General features: G+C 73.9%; 25 protein-coding genes and 2 riboswitches. Of the genes, 15 read left to right on the forward strand and 10 right to left on the reverse strand.

The genetic code is table 11. The annotated features are described in order from the left end of the window. Window positions 1–91: 91 nt before the first annotated feature. Complete coding sequence (locus tag ACIRQF_RS14575) at window positions 92–430, forward strand: MerR family transcriptional regulator (RefSeq protein ID WP_376627049.1); 339 nt, start codon at window positions 92–94, stop codon at window positions 428–430. Between the two features lie 190 nt (window positions 431–620). Here the strand turns inward: ACIRQF_RS14575 and ACIRQF_RS14580 are convergent, their stop codons facing one another. Then, window positions 621–1,286, reverse strand: a complete 666-nt coding sequence (locus tag ACIRQF_RS14580; RefSeq protein ID WP_376627051.1) for an HSP18 transcriptional regulator — start codon at window positions 1,284–1,286, stop codon at window positions 621–623. A gap of 126 nt (window positions 1,287–1,412) precedes the next feature. Between ACIRQF_RS14580 and ACIRQF_RS14585 the strand changes: the two genes are divergently transcribed. The 8 genes from ACIRQF_RS14585 (at window position 1,413) to ACIRQF_RS14620 (ending at window position 9,194) form a co-directional block, all read left to right on the forward strand. Further along, entirely contained in the window at window positions 1,413–1,847 is a 435-nt protein-coding gene (locus tag ACIRQF_RS14585; protein WP_376627053.1) for an Hsp20/alpha crystallin family protein, read from the forward strand. Between the two features lie 96 nt (window positions 1,848–1,943). Beyond that, the gene (locus ACIRQF_RS14590; protein ID WP_376627055.1) at window positions 1,944–2,339 is read left to right on the forward strand and encodes a DUF2267 domain-containing protein; all 396 of its coding nucleotides are present in this window, start codon (window positions 1,944–1,946) and stop codon (window positions 2,337–2,339) included. Between the two features lie 57 nt (window positions 2,340–2,396). Continuing rightward, window positions 2,397–2,840, forward strand: a complete 444-nt coding sequence (locus tag ACIRQF_RS14595) for a DUF2267 domain-containing protein (RefSeq protein WP_404092200.1) — start codon at window positions 2,397–2,399, stop codon at window positions 2,838–2,840. 256 nt (window positions 2,841–3,096) lie between these two features. Then, window positions 3,097–3,318: a hypothetical protein gene (locus tag ACIRQF_RS14600; protein ID WP_376627059.1), complete on the forward strand. Its 222-nt coding sequence runs from the start codon at window positions 3,097–3,099 to the stop codon at window positions 3,316–3,318. A 741-nt stretch (window positions 3,319–4,059) separates the two neighbouring features. Continuing rightward, complete coding sequence (locus ACIRQF_RS14605) at window positions 4,060–5,004, forward strand: RNA polymerase sigma-70 factor (RefSeq protein ID WP_404092204.1); 945 nt, start codon at window positions 4,060–4,062, stop codon at window positions 5,002–5,004. Window positions 5,005–5,117: 113 nt separating this feature from the next. Next, the gene (locus ACIRQF_RS14610) at window positions 5,118–6,314 is read left to right on the forward strand and encodes an NAD(P)/FAD-dependent oxidoreductase (RefSeq protein ID WP_404092207.1); all 1,197 of its coding nucleotides are present in this window, start codon (window positions 5,118–5,120) and stop codon (window positions 6,312–6,314) included. 212 nt (window positions 6,315–6,526) lie between these two features. Beyond that, window positions 6,527–8,182 (forward strand): glycosyltransferase family 2 protein, encoded by a 1,656-nt coding sequence (locus tag ACIRQF_RS14615; protein ID WP_404092210.1) that lies wholly within the window; start codon window positions 6,527–6,529, stop codon window positions 8,180–8,182. Between the two features lie 52 nt (window positions 8,183–8,234). Beyond that, window positions 8,235–9,194 carry a D-2-hydroxyacid dehydrogenase family protein gene (locus tag ACIRQF_RS14620; RefSeq protein ID WP_404092213.1) on the forward strand — a complete coding sequence of 320 codons (960 nt, stop codon included), beginning with the start codon at window positions 8,235–8,237 and terminating at the stop codon, window positions 9,192–9,194. A gap of 85 nt (window positions 9,195–9,279) precedes the next feature. Here ACIRQF_RS14620 and ACIRQF_RS14625 read toward each other — a convergent pair whose 3' ends face one another. Both ACIRQF_RS14625 and ACIRQF_RS14630 read right to left on the reverse strand, forming a co-directional pair. After that, window positions 9,280–10,122, reverse strand: a complete 843-nt coding sequence (locus ACIRQF_RS14625) for a CbtA family protein (RefSeq protein WP_376627069.1) — start codon at window positions 10,120–10,122, stop codon at window positions 9,280–9,282. A 15-nt stretch (window positions 10,123–10,137) separates the two neighbouring features. Next, window positions 10,138–10,368 (reverse strand): CbtB-domain containing protein, encoded by a 231-nt coding sequence (locus ACIRQF_RS14630; protein WP_376627071.1) that lies wholly within the window; start codon window positions 10,366–10,368, stop codon window positions 10,138–10,140. Window positions 10,369–10,403: 35 nt separating this feature from the next. Beyond that, window positions 10,404–10,544, reverse strand: a riboswitch (cobalamin riboswitch). A gap of 51 nt (window positions 10,545–10,595) precedes the next feature. Between ACIRQF_RS14630 and ACIRQF_RS14635 the strand changes: the two genes are divergently transcribed. After that, complete coding sequence (locus tag ACIRQF_RS14635) at window positions 10,596–11,189, forward strand: histidine phosphatase family protein (RefSeq protein WP_404092217.1); 594 nt, start codon at window positions 10,596–10,598, stop codon at window positions 11,187–11,189. Window positions 11,190–11,198: 9 nt separating this feature from the next. On the opposite strand, the gene ACIRQF_RS14640 is transcribed toward ACIRQF_RS14635, so the two are convergent. From ACIRQF_RS14640 to ACIRQF_RS14655, 4 genes are all read right to left on the reverse strand, one after another. Continuing rightward, window positions 11,199–11,555 (reverse strand): GntR family transcriptional regulator, encoded by a 357-nt coding sequence (locus tag ACIRQF_RS14640; RefSeq protein WP_376627075.1) that lies wholly within the window; start codon window positions 11,553–11,555, stop codon window positions 11,199–11,201. Window positions 11,556–11,588: 33 nt separating this feature from the next. Beyond that, complete coding sequence (locus tag ACIRQF_RS14645) at window positions 11,589–12,527, reverse strand: hypothetical protein (protein WP_404092221.1); 939 nt, start codon at window positions 12,525–12,527, stop codon at window positions 11,589–11,591. A gap of 128 nt (window positions 12,528–12,655) precedes the next feature. Next, window positions 12,656–12,805: a hypothetical protein gene (locus ACIRQF_RS14650; RefSeq protein ID WP_404092223.1), complete on the reverse strand. Its 150-nt coding sequence runs from the start codon at window positions 12,803–12,805 to the stop codon at window positions 12,656–12,658. A gap of 38 nt (window positions 12,806–12,843) precedes the next feature. Further along, a complete protein-coding gene (locus tag ACIRQF_RS14655) occupies window positions 12,844–13,287 on the reverse strand; it encodes a MarR family winged helix-turn-helix transcriptional regulator (RefSeq protein WP_382476868.1) in 444 nt (147 codons plus the stop codon). 92 nt (window positions 13,288–13,379) lie between these two features. Here ACIRQF_RS14655 and ACIRQF_RS14660 point away from each other — a divergent pair, with 92 nt between their 5' ends. Continuing rightward, entirely contained in the window at window positions 13,380–13,727 is a 348-nt protein-coding gene (locus ACIRQF_RS14660) for a DoxX family protein (protein ID WP_404092227.1), read from the forward strand. Between the two features lie 102 nt (window positions 13,728–13,829). Beyond that, complete coding sequence (locus ACIRQF_RS14665) at window positions 13,830–15,497, forward strand: ABC-F family ATP-binding cassette domain-containing protein (RefSeq protein ID WP_404092230.1); 1,668 nt, start codon at window positions 13,830–13,832, stop codon at window positions 15,495–15,497. On the opposite strand, the gene ACIRQF_RS14670 is transcribed toward ACIRQF_RS14665, so the two are convergent. Continuing rightward, window positions 15,475–15,936, reverse strand: a complete 462-nt coding sequence (locus ACIRQF_RS14670) for a hypothetical protein (protein WP_404092233.1) — start codon at window positions 15,934–15,936, stop codon at window positions 15,475–15,477. The two genes, ACIRQF_RS14665 and ACIRQF_RS14670, sit on opposite strands and share 23 nt — an antisense overlap. An 86-nt stretch (window positions 15,937–16,022) precedes the next feature. Continuing rightward, window positions 16,023–19,646 (reverse strand): cobaltochelatase subunit CobN, encoded by a 3,624-nt coding sequence (gene cobN / locus ACIRQF_RS14675; RefSeq protein ID WP_404092236.1) that lies wholly within the window; start codon window positions 19,644–19,646, stop codon window positions 16,023–16,025. Between the two features lie 75 nt (window positions 19,647–19,721). Then, a riboswitch (cobalamin riboswitch) is annotated at window positions 19,722–19,861 on the reverse strand. Between the two features lie 91 nt (window positions 19,862–19,952). Between cobN and ACIRQF_RS14680 the strand changes: the two genes are divergently transcribed. The 3 genes from ACIRQF_RS14680 to ACIRQF_RS14690 are packed head-to-tail and all read left to right on the forward strand — an operon-like array spanning window position 19,953 to window position 23,325. After that, entirely contained in the window at window positions 19,953–21,182 is a 1,230-nt protein-coding gene (locus ACIRQF_RS14680) for a cobalamin biosynthesis protein CobG (protein WP_404092239.1), read from the forward strand. Window positions 21,183–21,196: 14 nt separating this feature from the next. Next, on the forward strand, window positions 21,197–21,832 hold the full coding sequence (locus ACIRQF_RS14685; protein ID WP_382477232.1) for a precorrin-8X methylmutase: 636 nt from the start codon (window positions 21,197–21,199) through the stop codon (window positions 21,830–21,832). Next, the gene (locus ACIRQF_RS14690) at window positions 21,829–23,325 is read left to right on the forward strand and encodes a precorrin-2 C(20)-methyltransferase (protein ID WP_404092242.1); all 1,497 of its coding nucleotides are present in this window, start codon (window positions 21,829–21,831) and stop codon (window positions 23,323–23,325) included. Before ACIRQF_RS14685 ends, ACIRQF_RS14690 begins: the two co-directional genes overlap by 4 nt. A gap of 30 nt (window positions 23,326–23,355) precedes the next feature. On the opposite strand, the gene ACIRQF_RS14695 is transcribed toward ACIRQF_RS14690, so the two are convergent. Continuing rightward, window positions 23,356–24,918 (reverse strand): serine hydrolase, encoded by a 1,563-nt coding sequence (locus ACIRQF_RS14695; RefSeq protein ID WP_404092245.1) that lies wholly within the window; start codon window positions 24,916–24,918, stop codon window positions 23,356–23,358. Window positions 24,919–24,935 lie beyond the last annotated feature (17 nt).

Here is a 24,935-nt window from a genome sequence, read left to right on the forward strand (position 1 = left end):
GTCAGGGCCGGCAGGTGGTGTAGTAGTTCCTTCGGGGCCCTGGTGCCGTACGGCGCCAGGGCCCCTCGACGCGTTTCACGGAGAGGTGCAAATGACAGCAGATGACTCGTACGACCGTCTCGACGACGACGACTACCCCGCCTACACCATGGGCCGGGCCGCCGACATGATCGGCACCACCCAGGGCTTCCTCCGCGCCATCGGCGAGGCCCGTCTGATCACCCCGCTGCGCTCCGAGGGCGGTCACCGCCGCTACTCCCGCTACCAGTTGCGCATCGCCGCCCGCGCCCGCGAACTCGTCGACCAGGGCACCCCGATCGAGGCCGCCTGCCGCATCATCATCCTGGAAGACCAGCTCGAAGAAGCCCAGCGCATCAACGCCGAGTACCGCCGCGCCGCCGAATCCGGCACGCCTCAGGACCCTGCGTGAGGTGAGGACGCCCGGCGTCGGCACCGACCGGAAGCTACGGACCGAGTGCGTGGTGGAGGACTGCCCACGAGCGGCTGCCCGTGCGAGGTCCGCCCCCACGTCAGCCGTACGAGTGGTCCCGTAGGTGCCGCACGCCCGCGTGCAGCACCGACTGTCCGGAGCCGCCGGCCCGCGCCGCCGGCGGTGCGGGTCACGTGTTGCGCTGGTCGTGGGTGTCCTGGCGGAGCCGGTCCGTGTGGCGGGTCAGCGCGTCGAGGCGTTCCGCAAGCTCGGCGTCCTCGGGCCGAAGGTGGGGCCGGGTGTCGGCGAGCGGGCGGACGAGGCGGGCCGCGTCGTTGTCGGCGAGGGCGAGGTTCAGGTCGCCGATGGCGCCCTCCGCCCCGGCGGGGAGTGTGGTGAGGGCGGCGATCTGGCCGGCGAGACGACGCAGATCGGCGGCGTTGTCACGAGCCCAGGCGTCCACGTTCCGGTCTGCGGCACGGGTGTCACGGGTGGCCTGGACGCGTTCCTCTCCGGTGCTTCCGGCCCTGCCGGGCCGCATACGGAGATAGCGCCGCTCCGCGGCCTGGCGGCTGGCGACCCCCAGGGGGCCGGCGAGCTCGGCCCAGCTGGCGCCCTGGCCGCGGGCGGTCTCGATGAGACCGGTCTCCCACCCGGCGAGCTGCTTGCGGACCTCGCGCAGTGTCAGCAGTGCGGCCAGGGCCGGGTGCGGCCCCGCGTCCGGTGGCGACGCCGCCGCGGACGTGCTCGCCGGCGCGGCCTGCTGCGCGTCCTTGACGACCTGGTCGATGGTCTCCAGTGCCGCGGCGGCGACAAGGAAGGGGACGGGTGGAGTCGCGTCCGCTGTCTCGTCCATGGTGACCTCCGTGCCTGTCATCCTCCAGATGACTTCATTTCTTGTCATCGCTTCGATGACATGTTACAACAGGAGCGTTGAAGCGCATTGGCAGTTCCTGCCTGAACCGACTGGAGGTGTTTCGCGATGTTGATGCGCACCGACCCGTTCCGCGAGATGGACCGACTCGTTCAGCAGCTCTCCGGAGCGTCCGGCACGTGGTCGAAGCCGTCCGTGATGCCGATGGACGCCTACCGGCAGGGCGACGCGTACGTGATCGCCTTCGACATCCCCGGTGTCAGCGCCGAGGCGATCGACATCGACGTCGAGCGGAACATGCTGACGGTCAAGGCCGAGCGCCGGCCCGCGGAGAAGTCCGACGCTGTGCAGATGGAGCTCTCCGAGCGGCCCCTCGGCGTCTTCTCCCGCCAGATCATGCTGGCCGACACCCTCGACACCGAGCACATCGAAGCCGACTACGAAGCCGGCGTCCTGACCCTGCGGATCCCGATCTCCGAGCGCGCCAAGCCGCGGAAGGTCGCCATCGGCGGCGCGTCCGGCCGCAGGCAGATCTCCGGCTGACCGGCCCGGAAGCGGCGGAGGGCGGGGAACGTTCCCCCTCCGGCACCCCGTCCTCCGCGCCCGCCCCTCTTCGCCCTCCTCCGGAGGTGACCTGAGATGCCGATGCACCGGGAAGCCTTCCTGGACCACGTCCGGGAACGCGGCGAGTACCGGACCCGGGAGGAAGCCGACCGGGCGGCCCGTGTCGTCCTGGGCCTCCTGGGCGCGCACCTGGTCGGGGCCGTGCGGGCCGCACTCGCCGCCCGGCTCCCCGAGACCTACGCCCTGATCCTCCTCAACCCGTTGCAGGCCGCGGAACCGCTCTCCCCCGAACGCTTCGTCCGCGCGACCGCGGCCTGGATCGAGGGCGCCACCGAGAAGACGGCCCTGTGGGACGTCGGCTCCGTGCTCTCCACCGTGGCCGCCGCGGCCGGAGACGCCCTCACCCACGAAGTCCTGCTGCAGCTCCCGCCCGGCTACGACCTCCTCTTCGGCCACCCCCGGCCCGCCTGACCGGCCGACGCCACCGGCCGGCAGCAGAACCCCGACGAGAAAGGCAACCGCAGCACCATGTACGACCAGCGTCGACCGAACCCGGCCCGTCCCGCCATGACGTTCGAGCAGATGTTGGAACTCGTGCGCTACGAAGGCGCCTACCCCACCCTCGAACGCGCCGAGGAAGCCGTCCGCACCGTCCTGGCCGCCCTCGGCCGCCAGGTCGTCGGAGACGAGCGCGTCGACCTCGCCCAGTGCCTGCCCGTCGAGGCCGCGCTCGCCCTGACCGCCCAGGTCCCCGACACCGAACGGCTCACCGGCTGGGGATTCGTCAAGGACATGGCCGCCCGCGCCGGCGTCACCCCGGCCGTCGCCCGCTGGGACGCCGGCGCCGTACTCGCCGTCGTCACCCGCCTCACCGGCCCCGACCTCCTCGCCCGGATCCTCCGGCACCTCCCCGCCGGCTACGCACTCCTCTTCGGCCAGGCCGAACTGCGACAGCCCCAGCCCACCGCCTGATGCGCCGTGCGAACGGGGGCTCGGCCGGAACGGCGGCCCGGGCGGGCACAGGCCCGGGTCGGGGTCGATGAGCAGGGCCCGCTGCCGGGTGATTCCCCGAGCTGGTGGCGCGGGTGCGATCCCCGTCACCCGCTCCCGAAAAAGCGCCAGGTCAGCGACCTGAGGCCGGCGTTTTCGGCGAGACTCTCCGGTCACCGCGCACTGCGGGCGTGCACAGCCGCAGCGATCGGATGCCCGGGGCTGCATACTGGCGACAATGACAAAGCCCAGTGCACCGAAGCGCTATTTGCCCACCAGCCCCTTCAAGCCTCCCGTCACGCTGCCTCCCAAGCAGTTCGCCGTGGGCGACCAGGTCACGCACGACGTGCACGGCCTCGGCCGGGTCGTCGGCGTCGAGAACGGGATCGCGGCAGTCGTGGATTTCGGCTCGAAGCAAGAGCGGATCCTGAGCCCGTACCCCAAGATGAGCAAGCTGTAGCACCGCCGTGCCCGGTCAGGGCACACCCGGCCCGTTCACGGGCCCCCACCGAAGAGGAGCCCTCCCATCGACCTGACCTCGCCGTTCTCCGCCCCGGAAGGGGCGCCCTCCTATGCCGCCACGGCATCTCCCTCTCCCACCACGAACCCCTTCATGGCACCGGACTTCGGGGAGGACGACACCTTCCTGCCCGAGGATGTGCCGGCCTCCGCTCCCGGCGCGGGTGCGGCGGGGCGCTAGACCGACTAGCTCCCGTCCGTGGCACCTGGGGCGCTCCGGCGGCGCTGTCGGTGCCGGCCTCCCCCATGGCCTCCCCCACCGCGGGGGCTCAGGTCAGGTGGTGGGTGTCGTTGAGGGTGTGGAGCGTGGCGGTGCCGGTCGGGCCGTACGTCAGGGTCGACAGGGACGCCGCCGCGAGTTCCATGCGGAACAGGGTGTGCGGTGGGGCCTGCGCAGCGCGTCCCCCAGGGCCTCGGCGAGTGCCGGATCGCGGTCGTCAGGGTCGGCGGTGACCGTGATGCCGAGGTCGGGCCAGGAGATCTCGATCTGACGGCCAGGCAGCTTCTCGGACAAGGCTTTCCCCGTTCGCTGGTTCGGCTTGTTCCAGGAGTGGGTCGCCAACCGCCTTTCACCAGGCAGGCGTTGAAACATGAACCTTGATCGACCTGGGATGCGCAGTTCGTGCGTTTCGACGGAACCGCAGCTCAGTCCAGTTGGCCGGACAGGCCCTAGGATCGTGGCATGGCCCTGATGATGAGTGACGTCGACCGGTTCGAGGCCGCCAGGCCCCGGCTGGCGGCCATCGCCTACCGGCTGCTCGGCTCCTCGAGCGAGGCGGAGGACGCCGTGCAGGAGACCTTCCTGCGCTGGCAGGCGTCCGACGTCGCGCGGATCGAGGTCCCCGAGGCCTGGCTGACGAAGGTCCTCACCAATCTGTGCCTCAACCAGCTGACGTCGGCCCGCGCGCGGCGCGAGACCTACGTGGGCCGGTGGCTCCCCGAACCGCTGCTCGCCGGGGACCCCATGCTCGGCCCGGCCGACACCGCCGAGCAGCGCGAGTCGGTGTCGTACGCGGTCCTCGTCCTCCTGGAGCGCCTCGCCCCCAAGGAGCGGGCGGTGTACGTGCTGCGGGAGGCCTTCGACTACCCGCACCGGGAGATCGCCGAGATCCTGGACATCACCGAGGCGGCCGCGCAGCAGATCTACCACCGGGCCAGGAAGCACGTCGCGGACGGCAAGGTGCGCACCGAGGTCGACGAGGCCACCGCCCGCCGGATCGTCGAGGAGTTCCTGGCCGCGGCGACCAGCGGACGGACCGAGCCCCTCGTGCGGCTGCTCACCGAGGACGCCGTCTCGGTCGGCGACGGCGGCGGCAAGGTCCCGGCCCGCGCCAAGGCGTTCGAGGGCGCGAAGGCGGTCGCCACGTTCCTGCGCGGCCTGTTCAAGCCCGCCGCGGCCAAGCGGGCCCACGTCGGCGGCGTGCCCGAGATCTACGCCACGACCGCCAACGGCGGACCCGCCGTCCTCGCGGTCGTGGAGGGCCGGGTCGTCGGCATCACCTGCCTGGAGGTCACCGCGGAGGGCATCGCGGCGGTCCGCAGCCAGGTCAACCCCGACAAGCTGGTCCGCGCCACCGAGCTGTGGGCCGCCACGGACCACGGGGAGGGCCCGCTCCACACCCTCTGAGGAGATGTGACGCGGGTCACATGCGAATCCTGTCAGGAAACCGGGGGCCGCCCGGTTCAAGGGGCGACACCACGCCGGACAACGGCGGACCCCGCTCAGACAGGAGCACGGACATGCAGCACCGCATCGTCGTCCTCGGAGCCGGCTACACCGGAGCCATCGCCGCCGGCCGCCTCGCCAAGCGGCTGCACCGCGAGGACGTCACCATCACCCTCGTCAATCCCGAGCCCGACTTCGTGGAGCGCGTCCGGCTCCACCAGCTCGCCGCCGGCCAGGACCTCCGGCCCCGCCCGTTCGCCGAGATGTTCGCCGGCACGGGCGTGGAGCTGAGGCTCGCCGAGGTCACCGCCGTGGACGTGGAGCGCCGGACGGTCGCCGTCACCGGAACCGACGGACCGGCGGAGCTGGCGTACGACACCCTGGTCTACGCCCTCGGCAGCGGCTGGAACGACGGCGACGTCCCCGGCACCGCCGTGCACGCCCACGAGCTGTCCAGCCGGCCGGGCGCCCGCCGGCTCCGCGAGCGCCTCGCCGCCCTGCCCGCCGGCCGGCCCGTGGTCGTCGTGGGCGGAGGCCTGACCGGGCTGGAGGCCGCGACCGAGATCGCGGAGGCCCGCCCGGACCTCGCCGTCTCCCTGGCCACCCACGGCGTCCTGGGCGACTGGCTCTCGGTGAAGGGCCGCGCCCATCTGCGGAAGGTGACCGACCGGCTCGGCATCGAGGTCCACGAGCACGCGGCGGTCACCGCCGTGGCGGCGGACGGCGTGACGACCGCGGACGGCCGGACCGTCCCCGCCGACGTCACCGTCTGGACCACCGGGTTCGCCGTGCACCCGATCGCCCAGGGCACCACCCTGGAACTCGGCGAGGGCGGCCGGATCCTGGTCGACGCGACGATGCGCTCGGTCTCCCACCCGGACGTGTACGCCGTGGGCGACGCGGCGCTGGCGATCGGCCCCCAGGACAAGCCGCTGCGCATGTCCTGCGCCTCGGGTGTCCCTATGGCCTGGCAGGCGGCCGACGCCATCGCCGCCCGGCTCACCGGCGCCAAGGTCCCCCACATCTCCATCCGTTACTTCCAGCAGTGCATCTCCCTCGGCCGCAAGGAGGGCCTGATCCAGTTCGTGACCGCCGACGACCGTGCGGTCGACCGCGCGCTGACGGGTCGTCTGGCGGCTCTCTACAAGGAGCTGATCTGCAAGGGCGCGGCCTGGGGCGTCGCCACCCCGACGTCGGGCATGCCGTCCCGACGCCGCCGGGTCGTACGCCAGGGGACCGGGGTTCCCACCCCGGCCGAGGCAACCGCCTGAACCCCCATCACGTCCTCAGAACCGGAGCCCCGGGACGCAGAGCCGGGGCTCCGGGACGGGCGGCCGTCGTACGGCGCCTCGTCCCGGGCGACGGCTCGGGCGCTTTCGAACGACCCAAGCGCTTTCGAACGGCTAAGTCCCCTACCCCCGAAAGGCGTTACTATGCGCGCCTGCGACCAGCTTTCACACCATCTTTGCTGGGGGTTCCGAAGATGAACGTTCTGCGTACGCCTACCGTTTCGCTCGTCATTCCGGTCTACAACTCGATGCCGTACCTGGAACTGACCCTCCAGTCGATCGAGCAACAGACCATCGGCCTGGACGCCATCGAGGTCGTCGCCGTGGACGACGGCTCCACCGACGGCAGCGGCAAGGTGCTCGACGCGTGGGCCGACCGGCATCCGGGGGTCATGAAGGTCATCCACCAGGAAGCGTCCGGCGGGCCGAGCCGACCGCGGAACGTGGGGCTCGACCAGGCCACCGGCACCTACGTGTTCTTCGTCGACGGGGACGACTGCCTCGGTCCCGAGGCGCTGGAGCGGCTGGTCGCGACGGCCGAGAAGAACGGCTCGGACACCGTGCTCGCCAAGCTGGTCGGCGTGGGACGCCGGGTGCCCAAGCAGGTCTTCGCGAAGAACGTCGCCAAGGCGGACCTGTCGAAGGGCGACGTCTACTACACCCTGATGCCCTTCAAGCTGTTCCGGCGCGAGCTCATCGAGAAGCACGGCCTGCGCTTCCCCGAGCACATGCGGGTCAGCGAGGACCAGCACTTCGTCGCCCGCGCCTATCTGCACAGCAAGGTCATCTCGATCGTCGGCGACTACGACTGCTACTACGTCGTGAAGCGGGGCGACAACGGCAACATCACCGCCGACTGGCTCGACTTCCCCGTCGCCCTGCAGCAGGCCGACGAGATGGTCTCTCTCGTCACCGGACTCACCGAACCCGGCCCGCTGCGCAACCACCTCATCGGCCGGCACGTCACCGTCGAGATGATCCGCCGGTTCGACCAACTCCTCACCGACTGCGACGCCGAGGAGTTCCGGCGCATGGTGGAGCTGGCCCGGCCGTACGCGCTGAAGTGGATCAGCCCCGAGATCCTCGCCGAGAAGTCCGTCCACGAGAAGCTCGTCGCGCACTGCCTGCGCGAGGGGCTGGTGGACGAGCTCGCCGCCGTCGTGCGGTGGAACCGCGACGGGCAGCCCGGCAAGGCCGTGATCCGCGACGGACGGCTGTACGCGGCACCACCGTTCCCGGCCGTCGAGTCCCCGCTGCACGCGGAGTTGTGCGACATCACCACCGCCGCCCTCGGCGTCAGCCCGCGCCGCCGAGTCGAGCGGCTCGCCTGGCGCGGCACCGTCCTGGAGCTCTCCGGATACGCCTACCTCGACCAGGTCGACACGGACGACCTGGTGACCGAGCTCGTCCTCCGGCACGCCGGCACCGGGCGCGAGATCGCCCTCCCCGCCGAGCAGGTCCCCTCTCCGCATCTGACCGTCACCCGCGGCAAGGAGACCTACGACTACGGGCGGGCCTGCTTCCGCGCCTCCGTCGACCTGGCCACCGCCGACGGCGGCACCGTCCTCCCCAAGGGCGACTGGCACCTCTCGCTGCGCTGCACCTCGCACGGCCTGAGCGCCCGCGGCAGCCTCGGCGGCGCCCTCGGCGGCAAGGTCAGCAAGCGCGCCGACGAGCACGCCGTCTCGCTGCCCGGCTCGGGCAGGAAGCCGCACACCGTACGGATCGGGCCGCGCGGCGACCAGCTGGTCCTCCAGATCAAGCCGGCCCCGTCGGCGGTCTCCGCGTACGCCCTCAGCTACGGGTGGAAGGCCGCCCGCGCGGTCAAGGCCCGGATCAACTGGCAGTAGCCGCGCGCCCCCGGCGGGCCGCGGCCGGCTCACGTCCGCCATCATGCGGTGCATGAAGCTGCGTTGCGCGATCCTCGACGACTACCAGGGCGTCGCCCTCTCCTCCGCCGACTGGGGCCCGCTCGACGGGCGGGTCGAGGTGCGCGTCCTGCGGGAGCACCTCGTCGACCGGGACCAGCTCGTCGCCGCCGTCGAGGACTGCGAGATCCTCGTCGTGATGCGGGAGCGCACCCCCGTCGACGCCGCGCTCCTCGCCCGCCTGCCCCGGCTGCGGCTGCTGATCACCTCCGGGATGCGCAACGCGTCCGTCGACGTGGCCGCCGCCCGCGCCCGGGGCGTCACCGTCTGTGGCACGGACAGCAGTTCCGTACCGCCCAGCGAACTCACCTGGGCGCTGATCCTGGGGCTCGTCCGGCAGGTGCACACGGAGAGCCGGGCGATGCGCGACGGCGGACCCTGGCAGTCGACCGTCGGCGCGGACCTGGAGGGCCGCACCCTCGGCCTCGTCGGCCTCGGCAGGATCGGAGGTCGCACGGCGCGGATCGGGCAGGCCTTCGGCATGGACGTGATCGCCTGGAGCCCGAACCTCACCGACGAGCGCGCGGCCGGGCACGGCGTACGGCGCGCGGCCTCGCTCCACGAACTGCTCGGAGCCGCCGACGTCGTCTCCCTGCACCTGGTGCTCTCCGACCGCACCCGCGGCCTGATCGGGGAGCCGGAACTGCGGGCCATGCGCCGGAGCGCGTATCTCGTCAACACCTCACGGGCCGGTCTCGTCGACGGCCCGGCACTGCTCGGCGCCCTGCGCGAGGGCCGGATCGCGGGGGCTGGCCTGGACGTGTACGAGACTGAGCCGCTGCCCGCCGACGACCCGCTGCGCACCCTGCCGAACGTCCTCGCGCTGCCGCACCTCGGCTACGTCACCGAGGGCAACTACGCCCGCTACTTCGGCCAGGCGGTCGAGGACATCGAGGCCTTCCTGGACGGCACGCCGGTGCGGGAGCTGGCCTGATCCGAAAGAAACCGGCCTGGAACGCGACCGGCCCCGCCCGCCTCATCGGGCGGACGGGGCCGGTCGCGTCGGCGCGGCACCGGGTTCAGGCGGCCGGTGCGGCCGCCCCGACGGCTTGCGCCGTCTCCGTCCTCGGTGCGAGGAGCCGTTCCGCGAGCAGCCCGAAGGCGAGTCCGAAGACCACCCACAGGGCCGCCTGGATGCCCAGCGTCGCGAGCCGGAAGTCCCACAGCACGGCGGCGGGGAAGGTACCCGCCACCGAGTCCTCGTTCCCGGGCAGGAACGCGCAGGCGATCCCGACCGCGGCGACGAAACCGAGGCCCGCGACGACGGTCGCGTTCCAGTTGCCGAGGCGCGGCGCGAGCCGGCGGCCCGCGACGACCGCGGCGATGCCGAGCAGCACGCTCAGCAGGATCATCAGGAAGAACAGCGTGGTGCGCTTCCCGATGGTGTCCGGATTGCCGACGGCCGGAGGGGTCGCCGGGTACTTCAGGAACGGCACCAGATACACCGTGGTGAAGGCCGCCGCCGCGACGAGCGCCGCGGTGGCCTTCGCGGTGAACCGGCCGACCCGGCCCAGGACGAAGCAGAACGCCAGGGAGGCGATGCCGCCGAGGGCGACGCCGTAGACGAGGACGCCGGTGGCGAGACCCGCGGTGGACTGCAGGTCCCGGCTGACGATCTCCTCCTCGGAGTCGGCCTGGGTGGCCGCTCCGTTGGCGCCGTGGTCGTGCGCCGGCGCGGCGTGCTCCGCCTTGGCGGCGGCCTCCTCGACGGCGATCGAGGCGTTGACGGACGGCTCACCGGCGACGTAGGCGACGGCGAAGGCGAACAGTCCGGCGATCAGACCCGCGAGCAGGCCGCGGAGCAGGAGTCTTCCGACGAGCGAGCCCGTGGGGGCGGTGGGGACGTGAGCGGGGGACGACATGACTGCGGTGGCCCCTCAGTGGCAGGGGAAACCGAGCAGGTGACGTCCGTCGTGCACCCACTCGTGCACGTCGCTGCCGGCGAACAGAGAGGTGGCACCCTGCTCCGCGCCGACGAAGTAGAGCGCGACGAGCATCAGGACACCGACGAACAGCGCCCAGGGCAGCACGGCGCGGACCGGCAGCGTGAGCGGGACCGTGACGGCGGGGGTGGACGGAACGGCGGGCGACGCAATGGCCTCGGCCATGGTGGAACCTCCTCGGGAACTCGCGTCCCATACGGTGGTGCGCGACGACGGTCGTCGGGTCTGACTCACCGCCCACGGGCTGGGGGCGGCTCACAGTGGCGCGACCGTGCCGGACTTGCACCGGGCTTCCGTCTCGCCGTCGTCGTTCATATGGAAATGTCGACTGACGGTACCGCGCCGATCACTACACGCCAAGACCGCCTGAAACGCTGAGGGATGAATCACCCATGACCACGCCCACGTCCGCGCCCGGGACCGGCAGCGGGACCGTGCGCCTCGCCCTGATCGCGCCCGCCATGAACCGGGGCCTGCGCGAGGCGCGGTTCGACGACGCCGGTCCGCTGGAGCCGCCGCGGGACGGGAGCGTCGCCCCGCTGTGCCCCGGGCCCCGGGTCCGGCTGCTCCGTTCGCCGTCGCCCCGCTGCGCGCACACGGCCGCCCTCCTCGGCCACGCGGACGTGGCCGCCGAACCGGCGCTCGCGGGCTGCGCGATGGGCCGGTGGCGCGGCCGGAGCCTGGACGAACTCAGCGCCGGCGAACCGGAGTCGGTGGCCGCGTGGCTGTCCGATCCGGCCGCCGCCCCGCACGGCGGCGAGTCCCTGCGGGAACTGCGCGCCCGGGTCGCGGACTGGATGGACGCCCTGGAGCCGGGCACCGTCATCGCCTTCGCGGAGGCGGACGTGATCCGCGCGGGCGTCGCGCACGCGCTGGGCGCACCGGAGGCGGTCTTCTGGCGCCTCGACGTGCGCCCGCTGGAACGGGTCGAGCTGTCGGGCCGCTCGGGGCGCTGGAACGTGCGCCTGGGAGCGCCGGCCGGCTGATGCCGCCCGTCAACCGAGTCCCGACCGGGCGAGGTCCAGGAACTCCTCGTCCGTGAGGCCGAGGCGCCGGGCCTCGGCGGCCAGCTCCCGCAGGCGCTCGACGAGCTGGGCGCGGCCGGGACCCTGCGCGCCCGCCACGATCACGGCGCCCCGGCCGCGGCGCAGCTCGATCAGGCCCTCCTCGCGCAGGCGTTGGTAGCCGCGCAGCACGGTGTGGACGTTGACGCCGAGGGAGTCCGCGAGCTCCCTGGCGGCGGGCAGGCGTTCGCCGGGGGCGGCGGTGCCGTCGGCGAGGGCGCCGCGGACGCAGGCGGCGATCTGGTCGCCGAGCGGGGCGGCGGAGGCGGGGTCGACCCGGAAGAGCACGGTCAGATCCTCTCAGTCCCGGCGATGTCCCGCTCAGGCACGGGTGACCAGCGTGTTGAGCAGGCCCGCGGCGGTCGCCGCGTCGCCGACGGTCACGACGAACTCCCAGCCGCCCGCCCGGCGTACGACGAGGGCCTCGCCGGAGCGCAGGACGAGACCGGAGCGGTGCGACCGGGTGCGGTAGCCCCAGCCGCCGAACTCGGCGAACGCGTCGACGTCGCGCACGCTCGCCGAGACCACCTCGTCGAGCGGGATCCGGATGCGCGGGCGGGACACCAGGGACGGGGTGACGGTCAGGCCGCGCCGGTCGACGGTGACCCGGACCTGCGAGAGCGCCAGCCCGGGCACCCCGACGACCAGGCCCACCAGGCCGATCAGGGCGTACGGCCAGGGGCCGAGGAACAGGGCCAGGAGCAGCCCCGCGGCGCCCGCGAGGAGGAAGCCGGCGGAGAGCGCGCCCGTCGCCCGCGAGCCGGTGACGCACGACCAGCCGGCCAGCTCGTGCGCGCCGAGGTCGAGACGGGGCTCACGGACCGGATCGGGCGTCCCGGGCGGGGGCTTCGGTACGAGGCGGGTGAGCGCGAGACCGGCGAGCGCGGCGAGTCCGGCGACGCCGGCGGCCAGGGAGAGCAGGGCGAGCGGGAAGCGGGCGTCGGGAGCGTCCGTCGCGGCGGCGTTGGCCCGGAGGAGCAGGTCGAGCAGGGCGACGGCGAAGCCAGCGGTGGCCCAGGCACCCCAGAGCGCGGAGCGCCGGACCAGCAGGGTCCAGCCGGCCCCGAGGGTGAGGAGCAGGGCGGTGCTGAGGGCGGCGTAGGTGCCGAGGCCGGTGAAGCCGTCCGGCCGGCCGCCGCCGGCGGTGAAGTGCGTGGCGAGCGGATCCGGGAGGCGGTCGTACCAGAGGGCGAGCAGCAGCAGATGGGTCGCGAGTGCGAGGACGAAGGGCGCGGCGGCGAGCGCGCGGAGACGGTTCATGAACCCCCCTTGGTTCTAGTTGTTTGCACTCTACTAGAACAACTACCGCGTGGGCGATCCCTTCCCGACCGCCGGGACCACCCCACCCTCACCCGGCGCACGGGTCGCCGGGACGCCTCAGACAGGAGTCACGCTTCGAGCGCCGCGCGCAGGGCATTCGCGAACGTCTCCGGGGCGCCGTGCCGGCCGAACTCCCCGCCCAGGAAGCCGCCGCGCCCGCTCGGGAAGACGGCGGGCGGGCTGCCGAGCCCCTCGGCGACGCCCGCCGTGCGGTCCACGCCGGGCACGCCTGCCGGGCGCCCGCCCTCCGCGTCCGCTACTCGCCGCACTCGTGGCCGGCCGGGTCCACGACGACCCGGTCGAGCAGGCCGCGCAGCAGGACCTGCTCCGCCTCGGTGAGGTCGCCGAAGAGCTCGCGTTCGGCCGCGCTCACCGCCGCGTCGACGCGCTCCAGGGCGTCGCGGCCCGCCGGGGTGATCTCCACGATGTGGCGCCGCCGGTCGGCCGGGTCGCGGCGCCGTTCGCACAGCCCGTCCGACTCCAACTCGTTCAGGATCGCGACGAGTTGGCTGGGGTCGACCTCCATGACGGCGGCGAGCTCGCGCTGACTGGTGGCCCCGGGGGCGAGGTGCATGAGGGTCATGGCGTTGCGCGGGTGGAGCCCGGCGACGGCCACGGCGGCCCGGATGCGCGCGCCGGTGAGCTCCCCGCGGAAGGAGAGGAGGAAGCCGAGGCGGTCGTTCGGGTCAGCTGCTGCCATGCCGTCCACCGTAACAGCGGCTCCATTGTGGAGCGCGATGAATCATTGTTAGTCTTCAACGGTTTCCGCCCCCGGATCATTGGAGCAGTTCCATGTTCATCGCCTACGCCGTCGTCGCCGCGCTGCTGGCGCTCGCGCTCGCCGCCTCCGCATTTCTGACCTTCACCCGGAACCCGCAGGTCACCGGCAACATGACCAAGCTGGGCGTACCCGAGTCCTGGCTTCCGTGGCTGGGGACCGCGAAGGCGGCGGGCGCGCTGGGGCTGCTCGCCGGGCTCGTCGTGCCGGCGCTCGGCGCGGCCGCTGCCGTGGGTCTGGTGCTCTACTTCCTCGGCGCGCTCATCAGCCACGTCCGCGCGAAGGACCACGCGGTGGCGCCGGTCGTCGTCCTCACCCTCCTGTCGGGCGCGGCGCTGATCCTGCGCCTGGCCTCCGCCTGACCTCCGCCTGAGCCCCGCCGAACCCGACGAGACGAAACGTCTTGCGGCGCGGGGGTCCGCGGCGTACGGTAGGGGACGCAACGAGACGAGACGTCTCGTTGCATGGATCGCGCTCCACGGATCCCGTCCCTGTCGCCGCACCCCGGGAGGTCGCCCTTGTTCCGTGTCCATCTCCTCGACGTCACCAAGCGCTACGACGACCGTCACGTCCAGGACCGGCTCGTCCTCGACCGGGTCTCGCTCACCGTCCAGGCCGGCGAGCGCGTCGGGGTCGTCGGTGACAACGGCTCCGGCAAGTCCACCCTGCTGCGCCTCCTCGCCGGCATCGAGGAGCCCGACCACGGCACCGTCACCGTCGAGTCCCCCGGCGGCGTCGGGCACCTCGCCCAGACCCTGGACCTGCCCGGCACCGCCACCGTCGGCGACGCGATCGACCGGGCGCTGGCCGAGGTCAGGACACTGGAGCGGCGCATCCACGAGGCCGAGGCCGCACTCGCCGCGACCGGCGACCTCGACGGGTACGCCGCGCTGCTCGCGGCCTACGAGGCACGCGGCGGCGAGGGCGCCGACCGGCGCGTGGAGACCGTGCTCCGGCAGCTCGGCGAGCGCGCGCCGCTCGACCGGGGCCGGCCGCTCGGCACCCTCTCCGGCGGCAGGCGCTCCCGGCTCGCGCTCGCCGCGACCCTCGCCGCCGACCCCGAGCTGCTGTTGCTCGACGAGCCCACCAACGACCTCGACGACGAGGCCGTCGGCTGGCTCGAGGAGCGGCTGCGCGCCCACCGGGGTACGGTCGTCGCCGTCACCCACGACCGGGCCTTCCTCGACCGGATCACCACCGCCGTCCTGGAGGTGGACCACGAGACCCGGACGGTACGGCGCCACGGCAACGGTTACGCCGGCTACCTGACCGACCGGGCGGCCGAACGCGCCCGCCGGGAGCGGGAGTACGGGGAATGGCGGGCCGAGCGGGCCCGGTACGCGGGGATCGCCGACAGCACCATCGACCGCTTCTCCCGCATCCCGCGCAAGGCCCCCGCCGCGTTCAGCGGCGCCGGCGCCTTCCGGGCCCGGTCACGGGCGCACGGTGCGATGAGCCGCATCCGGGCCGCCCGCACCCGGCTCCGGGAGCTCGACGGGCACCCGGTGCCCAGGCCGCCGGATCCGCTGCGGTTCGCGGCCCGCATCGAGGGCACGGCCGCGCCGGTCGACCTGGCGGACGTGCGGGTCGAGGGGCGGCTGCGGCTGGACGCCCTGCACCTGGAGCCCGGCGAACGCCTTCTGGTCACCGGCCCGAACGGAGCGGGGAAGACCACGCTGCTGCGGCTCCTGGCGGGCGAACTCGCCCCGGACGCGGGCACGGTGAGCGCCCCGGAACGTACCGGGATGCTGCGGCAGGACACCGCCGGGCACCCCGCGCCCGCGCACGACCCGCGCCCCCTGGCCGCCGCCTTCGGCGAGGGCCGGGAGGAGGAGCTGCTCGGGCTGGGCCTGTTCACCCCCGCCGACCTGCGCACCCCGGTGCGGGCCCTGTCCGCCGGGCAGCGGCGCCGGCTGGAGCTCGCCCGCCTGGTCACCGCCCCGGCCGACCTGCTCCTCCTCGACGAGCCGACCAACCACCTCTCCCCCGGCCTGGTCGAGGAGCTGGAGGCCGCTCTCGCGCACTACCCGGGCACGCTGGTGGTCGTGAGCCACGACCGGCGCCTGCGGGACGGTTTCCGGGGGCGGCGGGTGGAGCTGGAGCCGTGGGTCAGCGCACCGTGTCCGGTGTGAACGGGGCCTGCTCGAAGGTGGGGACCGGGACGACGGTGACGGGGTCGCCCGGCTGGTACGCCGGCGGCGGCGTGTAGGGCGGCGGCTCCGGGCGGTCCGGCGCCGGGGGCGGGTTCGGGCCCGCGTAGGGGTTCTGCGGTTCCGCCGCCGTCTTCTTCCCGACGCCGCCGGAGGCCCCGGGCCGGTACGGCTTCGCCGAGCGCCCGCCGACGCCCGGAGTGACCCGGACGGGCGACGGGGTCGCGCTCGCGGCCGGGTCCGGCGTCGGGTCCGCGTCCGCGGACGGCGTCGCCGAGGGTGTCGGGGGTGCCGCCGTGGTGGGGGGCGCGGACCTCGGGGCCTTCGGCTTCGGAGGCGTACCCCCGTCTCCCCCGGCCGAGCACGCGCCCAGGGCCAGGCACAGGCCCAGCACCACCGCCGTCGTCACCGGCGTCGTCACAGCTCCACGGGCACGCACGCCCACCACCCCACCCCAGGTCCCCGCACCGGTCCGCACGCACGGTGCGCGCGGACCGGGATCGTCACTCAGGCCTCGTCGGCGTCCGCCGCGCCTTCGAGGTCGCCCTCCGTCTCCAGGAAGACCTGGCGCAGCGCCGCCAGCGTCTCCGGGTCCGGCTTCTCCCACATGCCACGGGACTCGGCCTCCAGGAGGCGCTCGGCGATGCCGTGCAGGGCCCAGGGGTTGGCCTGCTTCAGGAAGGCCTGGTTCTCCGGGTCGAGCACGTAGGCCTCGGTGAGCTTGTCGTACATCCAATCGGCGACGACGCCCGTGGTGGCGTCGTAGCCGAAGAGGTAGTCGACGGTCGCCGCCAGCTCGAAGGCGCCCTTGTAGCCGTGGCGGCGCATCGCCTCGATCCAGCGCGGGTTGACCACGCGGGCGCGGAAGACGCGCGAGGTCTCCTCGACGAGGGTGCGGGTGCGGACGGTCTCCGGGCGGGTGGAGTCGCCGATGTACGCCTCCGGGGCCGTGCCGCGCAGCGCGCGGACGGTGGCCACCATGCCGCCGTGGTACTGGAAGTAGTCGTCCGAGTCGGCGATGTCGTGCTCGCGGGTGTCGGTGTTCTTCGCCGCGACCGCGATCCGCTTGTACGCCGTCTCCATCTCGGCGCGCGCCGGTCGCCCTTCGAGCCCGCGGCCGTACGCGTATCCGCCCCACACCGTGTAGACCTCGGCCAGGTCGGCGTCGGTGCGCCAGTCACGCGAGTCGATCAGCTGGAGCAGACCCGCGCCGTAGGTGCCCGGGCGGGAGCCGAAGATGCGGGTGGTGGCGCGGCGCTCGTCGCCGTGCTCGGCCAGGTCGGCCTGCGCGTGGGCGCGGACGTGGTTGTCCTCGGCCGGCTCGTCCAGGCCCGCGACCAGCCGTACGGCGTCGTCGAGCAGTCCGATGACGTGCGGGAAGGCGTCCCGGAAGAATCCGGAGATGCGCAGCGTCACGTCGATGCGCGGGCGCCCGAGTTCGGCCACCGGGATCGGCTCCAGGCCGTTCACACGGCGCGAGGCCTCGTCCCACAGCGGGCGGACGCCGAGCAGCGCGAGGGCCTCGGCGACGTCGTCGCCCGCCGTGCGCATCGCGCTCGTGCCCCACAGCGAGAGACCGACCGAGGTGGGCCACTCGCCGTTGTCGTCGCGGTAGCGGGTGAGCAGCGAGTCGGCGAGCGCCTGGCCGGTCTCCCACGCGAGCCGGGACGGCACGGCCTTGGGGTCGACGGAGTAGAAGTTGCGGCCGGTCGGCAGGACGTTGACCAGGCCGCGCAGCGGCGAGCCGGACGGGCCGGCCGGCACGAAGCCGCCGTTCAGCGCGTGGACGGCGTGGTCGAGCTCGTCGGTGGTCGCGGCGAGCCGGGGCACGACCTGCTCGCAGGCGAAGCGCAGCACGTCCGCGACCTCGGGGCCGTACGGCTCGGCCAGGGCCGGGACCGCGTCCACGGCCCAGTCGGCGGCCTCCATCGCCTCGACCAGCTCGCGCGCCTTCGCCTCCGCCTCGTCGGCGGTCGTCCGGGTCGCGGCCGACTCGTCCAGGCCGAGGGCCTCGCGCAGACCGGGCAGCGCCTGGGTGCCGCCCCAGATCTGGCGGGCGCGCAGGATCGACAGGACCAGGTTGACCCGCTCGGGGCCGGTCGGGGCGCCGCCGAGGACGTGCAGACCGTCGCGGATCTGGGCGTCCTTGACCTCGCACAGCCAGCCGTCGACGTGCAGCAGGAAGTCGTCGAAACCGTCGTCGTCCGGGCGGTCGTCCATGCCCAGGTCGTGGTCCAGCTTCGCGGCCTGGATCAGCGTCCAGATCTGGGCGCGGATCGCGGGCAGCTTCGCCGGGTCCATGCTGCTGATCTGCGCGTACTCGTCGAGCAGCTGCTCCAGCCGCGCGATGTCGCCGTAGGAGTCGGCGCGGGCCATCGGCGGCACCAGGTGGTCGACGAGGGTCGCGTGCACCCGGCGCTTGGCCTGGGTGCCCTCGCCCGGGTCGTTGACGAGGAACGGGTAGACCAGCGGCAGGTCGCCGAGGGCCGCGTCCGGGCCGCACGCGGCGGACAGGCCCGCGTTCTTGCCGGGCAGCCACTCCAGGTTGCCGTGCTTGCCCAGGTGCACCATCGCGTCGGCGCCGAAGCCGCCGTCCTCGGCCCGGGCGGCGATCCAGCGGTAGGCCGCCAGGTAGTGGTGGGACGGCGGCAGGTCGGGGTCGTGGTAGATCGCGATCGGGTTCTCGCCGAAGCCGCGCGGCGGCTGGATGAGGACCAGCAGGTTCCCCCGGCGCAGCGCGCCGAGCACGATGTCGCCTTCCGGGTTGCGCGAGCGGTCGAGGAACATCTCGCCGGGCGCCGGGCCCCAGTGCTCCTCCACCTGCTCGCGCAGCTCGGCCGGCAGCTCGGCGTACCAGCGCTTGTAGTCGGCGGCCGGGATGCGGACGGGGTTGCGGGCCAGCTGCTCCTCGGTGAGCCAGTCCTGGTCGTGGCCGCCGGCCTCGATGAGGGCGTAGATCAGCTCGTCGCCGTCGCCGGAGACGAGACCCGGGATGTCCTCGACCGGGCCGAAGTCGTAGCCCTCCGCGCGCAGTCGGCGCAGCAGGGCGACGGCCGAGGCGGGGGTGTCGAGGCCCACCGCGTTGCCGATCCGGGAGTGCTTCGTCGGGTACGCGGAGAGGACGAGCGCCAGCTTCTTCTCGGCGTTCGGGATGTGCCGGAGGCGGGCGTGCCGGACGGCGATGCCGGCCACCCGGGCGGCCCGCTCGGGGTCGGCGACGTACGCCGGGAGGCCGTCCTCGTCGATCTCCTTGAAGGAGAACGGGACCGTGATCAGGCGCCCGTCGAACTCGGGGACGGCCACCTGGCTGGCGGCGTCGAGCGGCGACAGGCCCTCGTCGTTCTCCTCCCACGCGGCGCGCGAGCCGGTCAGGCACAGCGCCTGCAGGATCGGCACGTCGAGCGCGGCGAGCGCGCCGGCGTCCCAGGCCTCCTCGTCGCCGCCGGCCTGCGCCTCGGCGGGCTTGGTGCCGCCGGCAGCGAGGACGGTGGTGACGATGGCGTCGGCACCGCGCAGCTCGTCGAGGAGCTCCGGCTCGGGAGCGCGCAGGGACGCCACGTACAGCGCCTTGGCCCGGCCGCCGGCCTCCTCGACGGCGTCGCACAGGGCGCCGACGAAGGCGGTGTTGCCGCTCATGTGGTGGGCGCGGTAGTAGAGCACGGCGACCGTCGGGCCGGTCTCGTTCCTCGCGGTCCGCTCCAGCGGGCCCCAGGTGGGGGCGGGCGCCGGGGGCTCGAAGCCGTGGCCGGTCAGCAGGACCGTGTCGGACAGGAAGCGGGCCAGCTGCTCCAGGTTGGCCGGGCCGCCGTGCGCGAGGTAGGCGTGGGCCTCGGTCGCGACGCCGACCGGAACCGTGGAGGCCTCCATCAGCTGGGCGTCGGGCGCCTGTTCGCCGCTGAGCACGACCACCGGCTTCCCGGCGGCGAGGACCGTGTCCAGGCCCTCCTGCCAGGAGCGCAGGCCGCCGAGGAGGCGGACGACGACGAGTTCGGCGCCGTCGAGGAGTGCGGGGAGGTCGGCGTGGGGCAGCCGGGCCGGGTTGGCGAAGCGGTAGGCGACCGGGCCCTCGGCGGCGTTCGCCGCACGGGCGCTGAGCAGGTCGGTGTCGGAGTGCGACAGCAGCAGGAGCATGGCGAGCTCAGGCCTTCCTCGGGGTTGTCCGCGCCCCGGGTGGTCGTATGGGTTGGGGCCTCCCCTGCTCGGGCGAAGCCGAGAGCCTGGGGAAGGGAGTTCCTGACTCACCGGTCGCCCGGGTGCCCGGGACCGGCTCACAGTGGCGGGACCGCGCCGGATTCTCACCGGGCTTCCTCCCCGGGGTCCTGGGACCCCATGCCGGTCTGCATCCTAGATCGTGCGGGTCCACGGGTGGGGCGGTGCGGGCGAGTAGGCCTGATCACACCCCCGCGCGAGCCCTCGGTCGGCCGCGGGGCCGTGGGTATGCTCGCCGCCATGCCGCCCACCCCTCACCGCTCGCCCGAACGGGGCGAACCACTCATACGGGACCGTGGTGACGCATGCCCGGGGGCGCTGCGTCTGCACGCCGCCGACGACGGCTTCCTGGCCCGACTCCGCCTGCCCGGCGGCCTCTTGACGGCAGGTCAGGTGGAGATGCTGGCCTCCGCTGCCGAGGCCCTGGGCGACGGCGGCATCAGTGTCACCTCGCGCGGCAACGCCGAGCTGCGCGGCCTCCGGGACGGCTGCGGCGCCGAGCTCGCCGCTCTCCTCGACGCCGCCGGCCTGCTGCCCTCCCCCACCCACGAGCGGGTGCGCAACATCGTCGCCTCGCCGGCCGCCGGCCTCGACGGACTCGGCCACGGGGACGTGCAGTTGTGGGTGCGCGAACTGGACGCGCTGCTGTGCGACGAGCCCCGGGCCGCGTCCCTTTCGGGCCGGTTTCTCTTCGTCCTCGACGACGGGCGCGGCGACGTCGCCGGACTCGGCGGCGATGTGACCTTGGTCGCAGGGCCGTCGGGCGCGGACCTCCGGGTGGGCCCCGAGGTCCTCCGCGTCCCCGCCGCCGACGCGCCCCGCGCCGCCCTGGCCGCCGCGCTCGCCTTCCTGGACACCGCCGCGGCGGCCGGGACCGGCGCCTGGCGGGTACGGGAACTGCCCGCCGGCCACGCGCCGGACCTGACCGGAGCGCTGGAGGAGGCCGGGATCCGGGCCGAGGCCGCGCCGGACTCCCCGCTCCCGCAGGGCGCGCCGCCCGTGCCGGGAGCCCTCGGCGCGGCAGCGGTGTACGTCCTCGCCCCCCTCGGCCGGCTGACCGGCGCCCAGCTGCGGGCGCTGCCGCCCGCGGACGGGATCCGGCTGACGCCCTGGCGCGGAGCGGTCGTCCGCACCGCCCCCGCCCGGCTCCCCGAACTCGCCGCGCACGGCCTGATCACGGGCCCCGACGCGCCCGGCGCCCGGGTCACCGCGTGCACCGGGCGCCCCGGCTGCGCCAAGGCCCTCGACGACGTGCGCGCCGAGGCCCGCCGGGCGCCCGCGGGGCTCCTGCCCGTGCACTTCTCCGGCTGCGAACGCCGCTGCGGCCACCCGCACGGCACCTGGGTCGACGTCCTCGCCACCGGCGACGGCGGCTATCTGGTGGCCGGCGTCCCCACACCCCGTACCTCCCTGCCCGAAGCGGTCGCCACGGCCCGCACCACGACCACGACGAGATGAGCGAGAGCCCCAGGATGTTCGAGTACGAGAAGGACGGGGCGGAGATCTACCGCCGCTCCTTTGCCACGATCCGCGCCGAGGCGGATCTCGCGGACCTGCCCGCCGACGTCGCCACGGTGGCGGTGCGGATGATCCACGCCTGCGGCATGACCGACCTCGTCCAGGACGTCGCGTACTCCCCCGGTGTCGTGGCCTCGGCCCGCGCCGCGCTCCGCGCGGGCGCCCCCATCCTGTGCGACGCGCAGATGGTCGCCAGCGGGGTCACCCGCAAGCGGCTGCCCGCCGACAACGACGTGGTCTGCACCCTGTCCGACCCGGCGGTCCCGGGGCTCGCCGCCGAGCTCGGCACCACGCGCTCGGCCGCGGCCATGGAGCTGTGGCGGGACCGCCTGGAGGGCTCCGTCGTCGCCATCGGCAACGCGCCGACCGCCCTCTTCCACCTCCTGGAGATGATCGCGAAGGGCGCCGGCAGGCCCGCCGCCGTACTCGGCATCCCGGTCGGCTTCATCGGCGCCGCCGAGTCCAAGGACGCCCTCGCCGCGAACACCCTCGGCCTGGAGTACCTCGTCGTCCGCGGCCGGCGTGGCGGCAGCGCCATGACCGCGGCGGCCCTCAACGCCCTCGCGCACGAAGCGGAGATCCAGAAGTGACCGGCAAGCTGTACGGCGTGGGCCTCGGGCCCGGCGACCCGAACCTGATGACCGTGGCCGCCGTGAAGGCCATCGCCGAGGCCGACGTGGTCGCGTACCACTCGGCCCGCCACGGCCGGTCCATCGCGCGCTCCATCGCGGCCGAGCACCTGCGCGAGGACCACATCGAGGAGCGGCTGGTGTACCCGCTCACGGTGGAGACCACCGACCACCCCGGCGGCTACCGGGGCGCGCTCGACGACTTCTACGAGGAGGCCTCGGCCCGCCTCGCCGCCCACCTCGACGCCGGGCGCACGGTCGCCGTCCTCGCCGAGGGCGACCCGCTCTTCTACGGCTCCTACCAGCACATGCACAAGCGGCTCGCGCACCGCTACGACACCACCGTCATCCCCGGCGTCACGTCCGTGAGCGCCGCCGCCGCCCGGCTGGGCGAGCCGCTGTGCGAGGCGGAGGAGGTGCTGACGATCATCCCCGGCACCCTTCCGGAGGACGAGCTGACCGCCCGCCTCGCGGGCACCGACTCGGCCGTCGTGATGAAGCTCGGCCGCACCTTCCCGACCGTACGGCGGGCCCTGGAGCGAGCGGGCCGCCTGGAGGACGCGCGCTACGTGGAGCGCGCGTTCATGGCGGGCGAGCGCACGGACGCCCTGGCCGACGTCGACCCGGCCTCCGTCCCGTACTTCTCGGTGGCCGTCCTCCCCTCCCGCATCGACGCCGTGGCCCCCGAGTCCCGGGAGACCGGCGGCGAGGTCGTCGTCGTCGGCACCGGCCCGGCCGGAGCACCGTGGCTGACCCCCGAGTCCCGCGGCGCGCTCGTCAACGCCGACGACCTCGTCGGCTACACCACGTACCTCGACCGCGTCCCGGCCCTGCGGGCGAGCCAGCGCCGCCACGGCTCGGACAACAAGGTCGAGTCGGAGCGCGCCGAGTTCGCCCTCGACCTGGCCCGCCGCGGCCGCCGCGTCGCGGTCGTGTCGGGCGGCGACCCGGGCGTCTTCGCCATGGCGACGGCGGTCCTGGAGGTCGCCTCGGAGGAGCGGTACGCCGACATCCCCGTACGCGTCCTCCCGGGCGTGACCGCCGCCAACGCGGCCGCCGCCGCGGCGGGCGCCCCCCTCGGCCACGACTACGCCACCCTCTCCCTCTCCGACCGCCTCAAGCCCTGGGACGTCATCGCCCGCCGCGTCCGCGCCGCCGCCGAGGCCGACCTGGTCCTGGCCGTCTACAACCCGGGCTCGCGTTCCCGCACCCACCAGGTGGCCGCCGCCCGCGACCTCCTCCTGGAACTCCGCTCCCCCGACACCCCGGTGGTCGTCGCCCGCGACGTCGGCGGGCCGGAGCAGTCGGTCCGCATCCTGACCCTGAAGACCCTGGACCCGGCCGAGGTCGACATGCGCACGCTGCTGCTGATCGGCTCGTCGCAGACGCAGGTCACCGAACGCGCCGACGGCCGGACGATCGCCTGGACGCCGCGGCGTTATCCGGAGGAGTAGCCCTACGCCGTCCACGCCGGGCGGCGGCCGTCAGCCGCCGCTGCGGGTGAACGTCCCCAGCCCCTCCGTGTTCAGGTACTCGACCGTGAACGCCCTCCCGTCCGGGGTGAAGGTGACCCCGGTGCGGCCGACGGCGTTCTCGCCGGCGGTCTCGAAGCTGAACGTGTCGCCGGCGTAGTGGGTGAGGGGGTACGACTGGGGCTTCGGGCCCAGTCGGAGGGTCAGTGTGCCGTTCGGGCCGGCGACGACCTGCGCGCTTCCGTAGTACGGGCTGGTGTAGGTGCCCGTGTAGGTGTCGGCGGACCGGGCGGGCGCGGCGTCGGCCGGCGGGTGGGCGTAGTCGGTCTTCGAGCGGCCCGCTTCCTCCTCCTGCGCGTACAGCGCGTTCACGAGGGGGATCCAGTCACGGCTGACCCGCCCGGTCTGGGCGATGTCGAAGAAGTCGAGGGCGACCGCGTCGGCGACGCCGACCGGTGAGGTGTTGGTGAGGACGACGATGCCGAGCTGCTCGCCCGGCAGCATCGTGACGTTGGTGTGCGCGCCCTCGGCGAACGCTCCCGTGTGGGAGAGCCGGAGCCGGCCCTCGTCGTCGTAACTCACGTTCCAGCCCAGGCCGTAGAAGCCGGCCCGGCCGGCCGGGGCGGGGGGCGGGGCGAGCACCGACTCGGGCCAGTGGGTGCGCTCCAGGGCGTCGGCGCCGATGATCTGCCGGCCGTCGAGCTTGCCGTTCGCCAGCTGCAGCCTCAGCCAGGTCGCCATGTCCCGGGCGCTGGAGCTGACGCCGCCGGCGGGGGACTGCGCGTCCGGGTCCCGGACGAACTCGGGCTTCCAGACGCCGTCGACCTTGACGTGCCCCCAGGCCCGGTCGGAGGCCTTCTCGAAGTCCACGAAGCGCGAGCTGGTGGAGTTCATGCCGGCCGGCTTGTAGAGGACGTCGTCGGCGAGCTTCTCCCAGGGCACGCCCTTCCGGTCGGCGACGGCCTGCGCGGCCGCCGTCAGGCCGAAGTTGGTGTAGGCGTAGCTCGCGCGGAACGGCGTGAGGGGCTCGTAGCGCAGGTGGGACAGGATGTACGCCCGGTCGTAGCCGAGGTCCTCCAGGAGGTCGCCGGCGTGGTCCGGGAGCCCGCTGCGGTGCGAGAAGAGGTCGGCGACCGTCACATGGGAGGTCACCCAGGGGTCCTTGAGGGCGAAGCCCGGCACGCGCGGCGCGACGGGCTGGGTCCAGCCGTCGACGCCCACCGCTCCGGAGACGATCGTGGAGGCGATCGGCTTCGAGACCGACGCCAGCTGGAAGACCGTGTCGGCGTCCACGGCGGCCTTCTCACCGGACTTCCGCACCCCGTACCCCTTCAGGGCCACGACCTTGCCCTTGTGGACCACGGCGACGGCCACGCCGGGCACCCCGGTGCGCCTCATGGCATCCCGCACGACCCCGTCCAGGCGCCCGACGGCCCGGTTCACCTCCGCGTCGTCGAGCTGCGGAGGCGGCTGGGGCGGAGGCGGGGCCCCGGGGGCGGCCGTGGCGATGGCGGGCGCGGTGGCGCCCAGCAGGGCCGCAAGCCCGGCCGCGGCAAGCCGTCGAACGGTGCTCATTCCTCCATTGAAAGTCC

This window comes from Streptomyces sp. NPDC101191 (assembly GCF_044767915.1).
In the GTDB taxonomy this organism is placed as follows: Bacteria; Actinomycetota; Actinomycetes; order Streptomycetales; family Streptomycetaceae; genus Streptomyces.

Bases quoted from the DNA above. Each gene is read 5' to 3' on its own strand.
- ACIRQF_RS14610 (WP_404092207.1), top strand. From the start codon at position 5,118: ATGCAGCACCGCATCGTCGTCCTCGGAGCCGGCTACACCGGAGCCATC.
- ACIRQF_RS14625 (WP_376627069.1), bottom strand. From the start codon at position 10,122: ATGTCGTCCCCCGCTCACGTCCCCACCGCCCCCACGGGCTCGCTCGTC.
- ACIRQF_RS14585 (WP_376627053.1), top strand. From the start codon at position 1,413: ATGTTGATGCGCACCGACCCGTTCCGCGAGATGGACCGACTCGTTCAG.
- ACIRQF_RS14605 (WP_404092204.1), top strand. From the start codon at position 4,060: ATGGCCCTGATGATGAGTGACGTCGACCGGTTCGAGGCCGCCAGGCCC.
- ACIRQF_RS14600 (WP_376627059.1), top strand. From the start codon at position 3,097: ATGACAAAGCCCAGTGCACCGAAGCGCTATTTGCCCACCAGCCCCTTC.
- ACIRQF_RS14645 (WP_404092221.1), bottom strand. From the start codon at position 12,527: ATGAACCGTCTCCGCGCGCTCGCCGCCGCGCCCTTCGTCCTCGCACTC.
- ACIRQF_RS14620 (WP_404092213.1), top strand. From the start codon at position 8,235: ATGAAGCTGCGTTGCGCGATCCTCGACGACTACCAGGGCGTCGCCCTC.
- ACIRQF_RS14655 (WP_382476868.1), bottom strand. From the start codon at position 13,287: ATGGCAGCAGCTGACCCGAACGACCGCCTCGGCTTCCTCCTCTCCTTC.
- ACIRQF_RS14665 (WP_404092230.1), top strand. From the start codon at position 13,830: ATGGATCGCGCTCCACGGATCCCGTCCCTGTCGCCGCACCCCGGGAGG.
- ACIRQF_RS14680 (WP_404092239.1), top strand. From the start codon at position 19,953: ATGCTCGCCGCCATGCCGCCCACCCCTCACCGCTCGCCCGAACGGGGC.
- ACIRQF_RS14695 (WP_404092245.1), bottom strand. From the start codon at position 24,918: ATGAGCACCGTTCGACGGCTTGCCGCGGCCGGGCTTGCGGCCCTGCTG.
- ACIRQF_RS14630 (WP_376627071.1), bottom strand. From the start codon at position 10,368: ATGGCCGAGGCCATTGCGTCGCCCGCCGTTCCGTCCACCCCCGCCGTC.
- ACIRQF_RS14615 (WP_404092210.1), top strand. From the start codon at position 6,527: ATGAACGTTCTGCGTACGCCTACCGTTTCGCTCGTCATTCCGGTCTAC.
- ACIRQF_RS14580 (WP_376627051.1), bottom strand. From the start codon at position 1,286: ATGGACGAGACAGCGGACGCGACTCCACCCGTCCCCTTCCTTGTCGCC.
- ACIRQF_RS14635 (WP_404092217.1), top strand. From the start codon at position 10,596: ATGACCACGCCCACGTCCGCGCCCGGGACCGGCAGCGGGACCGTGCGC.
- ACIRQF_RS14575 (WP_376627049.1), top strand. From the start codon at position 92: ATGACAGCAGATGACTCGTACGACCGTCTCGACGACGACGACTACCCC.
- cobN (WP_404092236.1), bottom strand. From the start codon at position 19,646: ATGCTCCTGCTGCTGTCGCACTCCGACACCGACCTGCTCAGCGCCCGT.
- ACIRQF_RS14660 (WP_404092227.1), top strand. From the start codon at position 13,380: ATGTTCATCGCCTACGCCGTCGTCGCCGCGCTGCTGGCGCTCGCGCTC.
- ACIRQF_RS14595 (WP_404092200.1), top strand. From the start codon at position 2,397: ATGTACGACCAGCGTCGACCGAACCCGGCCCGTCCCGCCATGACGTTC.
- ACIRQF_RS14590 (WP_376627055.1), top strand. From the start codon at position 1,944: ATGCCGATGCACCGGGAAGCCTTCCTGGACCACGTCCGGGAACGCGGC.
- ACIRQF_RS14685 (WP_382477232.1), top strand. From the start codon at position 21,197: ATGTTCGAGTACGAGAAGGACGGGGCGGAGATCTACCGCCGCTCCTTT.